Below are 6364 nucleotides of genomic sequence, written 5' to 3' on the forward strand. Positions count from 1 at the left end.
CATGGTCAGCGGCATCCTGGTCAACGCCGTGGCCATCGCCAACGGCCCGGCGGCGTCGCGCGGCACCTATGTCGGCACCACCCGCAGCAATGCTTCGGCGCAGCTCGACTGGATCCTGGGCGGCATCGCCGCCGGCGGCGCCGCGGCCTGGCTCGGCGTCTGGAACATGTACAACCGCGTCGCGGTGGCCACCATGGTCGGCGATTCCACCGACACCTGGACCCCGGCCGCCGGCCCGGCGCCGCTCAACGCCAGCACCGGCAACCGCGTCAGCTTCGTGGCGGGACTGGCGGAAGACGCGGCGAGCGCGCGCATCATCCAGCCGGCCAGCATGAGCAAGGCCGGCGGCGGCGCGGCGGCTGCCGTCGGTTTCGGCCTGAACGCCACCGGCGCCTTCACCGGCTGCGCCGGCTATCTGTCCTCCGGCGCCGACGCTGCGGTGATCTCCACCGTCCCGGGCGAAATTTCAGCCACCGTGGCGGGGTTCAATTATTTTCAGGCGGTGGAGAAGGGGGGCGTGGGAACCGCTGGGTTCTACGGCGATGGTGGCGTGGGCTATATCCAGCAGGGCATCCAGTTTAACTTCAGGATGTAAGGAGGCTGGAAGGCGCCCTAACGACAAAAGGAACGGCTATCCGGTCCATCATACGGCGGACGGGACGGCCTTCAGTTGAGCGACTGCCGGTTTCGGCGTTCGACCTATCGACCGGATCCACTTATTCATCGGGTCGGTAAATTGCCGTCCGATAAGCTCACCAAGTCCGGCGGCTACGAATAGGAAGATAACGAGGCAGATATCGGGTAAGTCCGTTCCGAACCACGCCTTCATCAGAAGCAGTATAAACATGTGTATCAAGTAGATTTCGTAGCTGCGTCGACCGATGAATTCAAGCGGAACCGAGAGTCGAAACCTTCGTTGGGGACTCTTGGCTGCGCCGACCAGGAAAAGTGCGGCACCGAATGCGATGATGCTTGGTCCGAGAATGAAGTCGGCCGTAAGCAAATAGGCGAAATGCCGCCAAATGATCAATCCAAGGCCGGTCCATCGCAGGACCGCTCCTGCCCAAAATGGCCATGTCGTCTTTCCAAGATAATCTGCCAGCAGCGCTGCCAGACAGCCCATAGCAATCGCGTCGGCGCAGCCGGACCAAAGGTAAAGTGCGACCCATCCTATTCGAGCAAACGGCGCCTGAACGATCAGAATCGCCAGTGCAACCGCGATGTATGCTGGCTTACGAAGAGCCAGGCCCACAACGGGAAAGAGAACGTAAAATACTTCTTCAACAGACAACGACCACAGCGGCGACCAAGCAACCATTCCGATGCCAGCGCCAGCGACATAATACCAGTTGAACTGAAACGTCAGCGCCGTCCAGAGTGCTGTCCATATACTCGAATTTTCTGGTGCAACAAAAGCGGCAATACCAGCCAGATGCATTGCTGTCAGTACTAGTACACTGGCTGCCGAAAGCGGCGCAATTCGTGCAAATCTCGCGAGGTAGAATTCGTGCGGCCTGATCGTAGCGAGGGAACCATAATGCTGGATTGCGTGTGAGGTAATCAGGAATCCGGAGATGACGAAAAAGACCGTGACACCATAATATCCGTTTGTTGCGATCAATGCTACGGCCCATCCGGGTAGAAATGCAAAGGCGGCCGGTGAAAAAATGTAGCAGAAATGCAGGAAAATGACGACGAAGATCGATAGACCTCTCAATCCATCAATATGGGAATTGCGGCTTGCTTTCGCGGTGCCTGATCTAAGTTTCATGCACTTCATCCTCGGCGCCTGTTCTTAACAGGCAGCTTTGAGTGCGGGCTCACCTAGCTCAACAAACTACGAAATATCTCAGCCTGTCAGTTTTCCGGCAGCGGCTTGCGGCGAAAGGCAGATAGCGGGGTCATTCGCAGATCGCCGTTCTTCAAGGGGTCTGTGGGAGCTGCGTATTGTAGCACAATGATCAGCAGCGGCGCGAAAAACGGGATGTACCATGTCGCGTATCGGGCGACGTCCAACGAGCCGCCAGAATTCATCATCACGGTCGCCGAATGTGCAAGCAGGTTGATGACCAAGAGGAAACCAAGCAGAGCGTATGCTTTCATTGATACCGGCAGCCGCGCACCATGCGATATGGCGATAGCGGCGAGCACGATTATGGCGATTCCCCCGGGCCAGTTCGGGAATAGTCCGAGATCCGGATCAATGAACCAGATGTAGCTTGAGAGCACAGGTTCCCAGGCGAAGCGGGCGCCGGCGAAGATCAGTTGCGGCGTAAGTCCACCAAACCTGAAGAAATAATACAGCGGATGAAGGCAGGTCAGAACAGCGGCGGCGACGACGAAAGCGATATCGACGCGCGTCGGACGCTCACGGGCAAAAAGCCAGGTCACGCCGGTTGCCGCCGCGACGATCGCGAAACTCGGATTCTGGGTGGAGGCCGCGGCAAACGCCAGTGTCGCCCAGGACAGCTTGCCGCCCAATAAACCAAGAACGGCAATGAGGCATAATGAGACCGTAAAGAACTCTGTATGGATCTTGTCGGTGAACCACAGCATGGGCGAACCAAGCAGCAGGAAGGCCACCGCTAGAACGCCGGCTATACCAAACAGCCGAAGTGCCGCAATGCCCGCGAGCAGCGCAAGAACCGCATGTTCAATGGCAAAGGCGTAGGATGGGTCTGTGAAGCCGCCAACCTTCTTTGCGACGGAGCCAATGGCAGCGGCGATGGCGCTGAAGAACCAGAAATGAGTGGTGTCGAGACCGTCGCCAAGGCGCAGCGGCTGGAATACCTGCAAGATAAGTTCGTAAGGCACCATGCCCAGGATTGTATTGGAAAGACGGGTGGCTTCGTAGGAGGCGCCCGACGTGGTCGACAGCCAGGGCCGCCCCGTATCGAGCCACGCATAGTACATGGCAATGTATTCAGAGCCGTCGCCGGTTCGTTCGTGGTGGGCAAGCAGCGAAATCATCAGAATGATAACGGGTGTCAACAGGACCAATGAGTATCGAAGCAGGTTCATCTGGCCGACTTCTCATCAACGGTCTGCTTCGGCTCAACGAGCATTGCCGACAGTTCTTCAGGTTTCAGTTCGGCATAAGTCCATGCGGCCGTACTGACAAAATGACCCGATTTCAGGAAGGCCATGAATTTCTGAAGATCAATTGGCTTGCTGCAGGAATGAACTCGGAAAGTTGGCGGACTCATCTGGCTGAACAGGCCAGTATCACCGAAGACGAACCTGCGACAATCCGGCCCGAGAATCGCTGTCATCGCACCCTGGCCATATCGTCCCGCGAAAATGTCCGCCGGAGGTCGGTATAGCCATGGCAGGCGCTTCTGGATGAAGTACGACAGGGTAGTCGGGTTGGTATAGCTTTCGTGCCTCGGAGGCCAGTACTTCCAAGTGGAAGCAGCCACCGATGGAATTAATAGTATCGCGGCCAAAATCCCGAACCGGTTGGAGTTGAAAGAGCTGGCCACGATTTACCCCACTGCCGACAAGCGCTGCAATCTATGCGCATCGGACTACCGCGTAAAGCTGAGAAGGTTGCATTGGGTCTTGTCAACGACTCAGCTGGCAAGTTTCTCGACGTAACGTTCGCTCTTACGCTGCCGATTTCGCACGGGAACGGCAGCGAAGATGATCGCTGCGAGCCAGACGATCAACGTAATCCAAGACAAGACGATCGAGATGACCCAGATGCGGTCCGGCAGGAAGCGGTATTCGATGACGTGGTGCCCGCCCTCAACCTGGAGCGCAAGTCCGTCGAAGCGGCGATACGGATCGAGTGTGGTTTTGGGCGGGACCACCAGCAACGCTTCGTTGGGCTGCAACACGCCATCCAGCACAAGCCTGCTCCATGGGAGCGGCTGCACATTGGTAATGACAAGGGTGGGGCTAGGCAGGTCGACTTCGAACGAGGCAACCTCGCCAAAGCGTGCGCCCGCTTCGGGCTGCATCGCGGCGTAGGTCTGCGGCGCATTGTCCGGCGCGACGCGGTAGGGCGCGAAGATCGAATAGTTGGGATGACCATAGTAGGTCGGCGGGAGGGTGCTGGCGTTCTGTCCCGCCGCTTCCATTCCCGGAGCCCACACCGAAAATTCCTTATAATAGGTCGGCAGCCGGATGTCGGCGGCAATCTTGTTCACAGATGCGGCCCCAGATGGCTGCGCGATAGCATTGCCATGATAGAGCTTGGTAGCGAGACCCGCCATTCCCAACGCCAGGCAGAAGGCCAGCCATTCGGAGCGGACGCCGCCGGGCTGGCCCTTGCGTACCGCGATGCCGGTCAACGCAACGAATGCGACGAGCAGCGTCAGGTTGATATAGGCCGTGAGGCGATAGGCGAACTGCAGAATATTGAAGAATCCGCCGAATGCCTCCGAGATCGACGGCCGCACCGACAGCGCCGCGAAGTAGGCAGTGAAGATCAGGGCGGAAATTCCCAGTACCCATTGCACCGCGCGTAGCCGCGAATAGTCCAGCCGCAACGCGAACAGGCGCACCAGAACCAGCAGCAGCAACGGGATCGAGACCTGCGCGTCGAGATAGGGCGTCGAGACGTCGCGGATGCCTTCGAGCAGGGAACGCGCATCAATCGGCACCGGCGAGAACCGCGACCACCATGCATCGAGGCTTAGACGGAAGTAGCCAATGGTCTGGAAGGCATTGCGGGCAAAGGTGGCGTCGTTCACCGGTAACAGACTGCCGAAGGCACGATAGGCGAGCAGCCAGGGCGACAATGCGAGGAGGATGGCAGCTCCGCTCGCCATCCCGAACAGCAGCAATCGCCAGCTCCGCGTCAGTATCAGCGCGATGCCGCCGAACACGATGATGAACAGACCGCCGAAGGCGGCGGTAAGTGGATGCGTCACCGCGGCGAGGGCAAAATAGAAGCCCGGCTGGAGCCATGTCGACCAGCCGATGGGCTCTTCGCCGGCTTTCAGGAACACCACGAGCAATGCGGCGACCGAACACGTCAACAGGCTGATCGCGAAGAATTCGGTCAGGGCGCTGCGGTTGTAGAGGTTGGTCAGCGAGTAAATGCCCCACACCAGCAGCGTGGCGACGACATATGCCGTATTGCTCTCCAGGCGCACAGCAACCAGCGAGCGGAAAACGACCAGGAACTGCAGCACCAGAGCGCCGAACACGAAGCAGCGCATGGCGAGACCAGAGCCGAGAACGGAACTCAGCAAGCCTGTAAGCGCATAGAAATGATATGAATAGAAGATCGGCACGGACATGCCGATCACCTTGCTGGTGTTGAATATCACCGGCGGTTGAAAGTGCTGCTTCCAGTATTCGCCGAAATATTCCGCCGACCAGAGATGATTGATCCAGTCGACATAAAAGACCGCATGACGATCGAAAAGCGGGATGGTGGCCATCGCCACGACGACGATGGCAATCGCGAATGGCTGCAGCCGTGCATAGATAGTCATCGTCACTGAAGTCCGATCATGGCAATGGTCTCAAGCCAAACTAGAAAAGAATATCCTGCCGCGGCATCAGATGCAGCCACGACGCAGCGCGGCGCTGCCGAGTTTGCGTATGCATGGCGGCGCGCTCAACCCGCAGGCCAGCGCACAAATTGCGAGCCTGTTGGATAAATCGACATCGGGTGCGACGCAGCCGATCAGGAAAAGAACAACAGCCGCCAGCGCTCGCCCGTTGCAAAGCAACGCCGTTCTACCCACCGCATTATTGAATGTATCGCGCATCGCGTGCCCCGGCCCAGCAACTGCGTCTAACACCCGGCTCCGCAGTTGTGAAGCTCCGCACCCTCGGTTTCCAGTTGAATTCGTTCAGAGGTGACGCATGACCCCATCGCAGTTCGCCGATGCTTTGACGCGCCTGTGGCCCAACGGCGACCAGAAGGTTCCCGGCCTGCGCGCCGGCATGATTGCGTCGGCACCTTCGGTGTTCGCGCGCCACGGCATCACCACGCCGTCGCTGGTCGCCCATGTGATGGCGCAGATCTCCCACGAATGCGGCGCCGGGCACGACGTGGTGGAGAACCTGAATTACAGCGCCGGGCGGATGATGCAGGTGTGGCCGTCGCGGTTTCCCAGCCCGGCCAGCGCCGCACCCTATGCGCACAATCCGCGGGCGCTGGCCAACAAGGTCTATAACGGCCGCATGGGCAATGCGGCGGGCTCCGACGACGGCTGGAATTTCCGCGGCCGCGGCGCCGCCCAGACCACCGGGCGCGCGGGCTATGCGCGGCTGGCGAAGGCCACCGGGCTCGACGTGGTGGCGCAGCCGGAGCTGCTGATCGATCCGCGGCATTTCCTCGCCTGCGGTGTCGCCGATTTCGTCAATTGCGGCTGCCTGCCGTTTGCCTTGAAGGACGACGTCG

Annotated in this window: 6 protein-coding genes and 1 pseudogene; 2 read left to right on the forward strand and 5 right to left on the reverse strand. The window is 59.3% G+C overall.

Annotated features, from left to right (window positions below; translation table 11 throughout):
• Nucleotides 1-595 (forward strand): annotated as a pseudogene (locus VIR09_RS21075) (hypothetical protein); the annotation flags it as partial.
• Nucleotides 596-643: 48 nt separating this feature from the next.
• Here the strand turns inward: VIR09_RS21075 and VIR09_RS21080 are convergent.
• From VIR09_RS21080 to VIR09_RS21100, 5 genes are all read right to left on the reverse strand, one after another.
• Nucleotides 644-1771 carry an acyltransferase gene (locus VIR09_RS21080; RefSeq protein WP_332014618.1) on the reverse strand — a complete coding sequence of 376 codons (1128 nt, stop codon included), beginning with the start codon at nt 1769-1771 and terminating at the stop codon, nt 644-646.
• A gap of 86 nt (nt 1772-1857) precedes the next feature.
• Nucleotides 1858-3021, reverse strand: coding sequence for a hypothetical protein (locus VIR09_RS21085; protein WP_332014619.1), 1164 nt, complete (start codon nt 3019-3021; stop codon nt 1858-1860).
• Entirely contained in the window at nt 3018-3482 is a 465-nt protein-coding gene (locus tag VIR09_RS21090; protein WP_332014620.1) for a hypothetical protein, read from the reverse strand. The genes VIR09_RS21085 and VIR09_RS21090 overlap by 4 nt, the downstream gene beginning before the upstream one ends.
• Nucleotides 3483-3572: 90 nt before the next feature.
• A complete protein-coding gene (locus tag VIR09_RS21095) occupies nt 3573-5447 on the reverse strand; it encodes a hypothetical protein (RefSeq protein ID WP_332014621.1) in 1875 nt (624 codons plus the stop codon).
• A gap of 66 nt (nt 5448-5513) precedes the next feature.
• A complete protein-coding gene (locus tag VIR09_RS21100) occupies nt 5514-5726 on the reverse strand; it encodes a hypothetical protein (protein ID WP_332014622.1) in 213 nt (70 codons plus the stop codon).
• 97 nt (nt 5727-5823) lie between these two features.
• Between VIR09_RS21100 and VIR09_RS21105 the strand changes: the two genes are divergently transcribed.
• Nucleotides 5824-6364: hypothetical protein (locus VIR09_RS21105; RefSeq protein ID WP_332014623.1), on the forward strand; the 541-nt coding region annotated here is incomplete at its 3' end.

It is taken from the genome of Achromobacter sp. (assembly GCF_036567245.1).
In the GTDB taxonomy this organism is placed as follows: domain Bacteria; phylum Pseudomonadota; class Gammaproteobacteria; order Burkholderiales; family Burkholderiaceae_B; genus Achromobacter.